Annotated in this window: 2 protein-coding genes; one reads left to right on the forward strand and one right to left on the reverse strand. The window is 63.6% G+C overall.

The window, feature by feature from the left end; genetic code table 11:
* Positions 1-30: 30 nt before the first annotated feature.
* A protein-coding gene (locus tag AC11W3_RS02750) for an IS3 family transposase (protein WP_484092439.1) occupies positions 31-1592 on the reverse strand; the annotation gives its coding sequence in 2 pieces (ribosomal slippage) (positions 31-1154 and positions 1154-1592; 1563 coding nt in all).
* Positions 1593-1677: 85 nt separating this feature from the next.
* Between AC11W3_RS02750 and AC11W3_RS02755 the strand changes: the two genes are divergently transcribed.
* Positions 1678-2025 (forward strand): hypothetical protein (locus AC11W3_RS02755; RefSeq protein WP_484092440.1); only part of this gene is annotated, 348 nt, incomplete at its 3' end.

Genomic DNA, 2025 nt, shown 5'->3' on the forward strand with positions numbered 1-2025 from the left:
CGGTGCAGGTCAAGGTAGTTGTCGCCCGTCTCATGCCGCTGCGGGCGCTTTCTGCTCGGCAAGGGGCTGGTTCTGGATTTGGAAGTCGCGCTCCGGGTTGAGGGTGACGGCCTCAATCGGAGACCAGTTCCGGGTTGGCCCGGTCCATCGGCGCGGATTGCTGGCGCGGGCCAGGTGGTAGAGGTCATGACGGCGGGACAGGATCTTCCGGTCTTCGCCGGCGTGGCGCTCGGCCGGGGTGACGTAGCGCAGGCCGCTGTGCCTGTGCTCTTCGTTGTACCATCTGGCGAACGCCCAGGCCCACTCGCGGGCTTGGTCAAGGTCGGCAAAGCCACGGCTCAGGAACTCGGGTCGGTACTTGGCGGTGCGGAACAGCGACTCCACAAAGGGATTGTCGTCCGACACCCGGGGGCGCGAGTAGGACGGGGCGATGCCGAGCCACTGGAGCATCGCCAGAACCGTGGTCGCCTTCAGCGTGGCGCCGTTGTCGCCGTGCAGCACCGGCCGGTTGGGCCTCTCGTGTACGCCCTCGGCCAGCGCGGTGCGGCGCACCAGGCGCGCCGCATGCTCGGCATCATCGGTGGCGTGAACCTCGAAGCCGACGATCTTGCGGCTGTACAGGTCGAGGATTAGGTAGAGATAGAACCATCGCCCCTGAACCGTCGCTGGCAGAAAGGTCACGTCCCAGCACCACACCTGGCCGGGCGCGCGGGCGACGTGCGTGGACGGCGGCCGGCTGGCCCGCGGCGCCTTCGCCCGGCCCCGACGCTGCATCTGTCCATGCTCGCGAAGCACACGCTGGAAGCTGGATTCGCTGGCGAGGTAGACGCCTTCGTCGGCCAGCATCGGGACGATACGTGCCGGTGGCACAGAGGCGAACCGTGGCTCATTGGCAACCCCAAGAATACGGGCGCGCTCCTCGGCCGTGAGCGCATGCGGCGGCTTCGGCCGGGACGCCTGTGGCCGCCGGTCTCCGGCGACCAGACCCTCCTCGGCCTGCCAGCGCTGCAGCGTACGGACGCTGATGCCCGCCACCTCGCAGGCCGGCTTGAGGCGGGCGCCCGCCTTGTGGGCGCTTTCGATGTCGCGGGACAGAGCACGGCGATCTTCGAGGTCGATCATTCGTCCCCGCCCGGGTTGAAGATCGCCTCGACTTTTTTTGACAGCACCAGCAGCGCGGCGGTTTCGGCCAGGGCCTTGTCCTTACGGCGCAACTCCCGTTCCAGGGTCTGGATGCGCTTGCGGTCGGCCTTGGTCTCAAGTGGGCTGGCCCGCGCCTCTTCCGGCTCCGCCAGAGCCTGGGTGGCGGCCTCGCGCCACCGGCTGAGCTCCTCGGGGTACACCCCGTTCTCCCGGCACCAGGCGTTCCTGGTGGCCTCGTCCATCGACGCGGTGGTGATCACGGCATCAAAGCGTGCTGCCGCTGTCCAGGCCGGCTCGCGAGCCGGCCTGGACAGCGCATCCGACCGCCAGCGTTCCAGCGTCGCGGCGGAGACCCCAAGATCGCGCGATACATCCTCCGGCGAAGCGCTCTCCGGCGGCAGCATCCGTGCGACCGCCCGATCCCTGAAGGCCTGTCCGTATCGAGCCAATCCGTTCCTCCATGTCGCCCCAGGGAGCTTACCGTTCTATCGAGGCGACAACTATCCTGACGCAGGGGGGGAGTATGCTGCATCTATGAAAGTGTTGCCGACGAGCATGAAATATAATAGAAATTATGTGGAAAATCTGCACAAGACCATAGGCAGATTGCCATCTGAAAATGCTGTTGATTTCTTGCTGAAAACCATAGCATCTTATCATTTGATATTCATAACGCATGTCGAGTGGCAATTGCAGGAATGGGAACATTTTATCTCCGATTGCTTTCTTGTCCTTCCTGATCTTTTGACCCGTGAACCTGTCAAAGTTCCAAGCGGACAATACACAGAAACGCTGAAAATGGAACGCACACAGATAGATATTGTGAATGAGATGACGCAGGAGCTTATTGGCCTCCCCCGCTTTACTGCTTACGCTAAGATT

It is taken from the genome of Geomonas sp. (assembly GCF_056994735.1).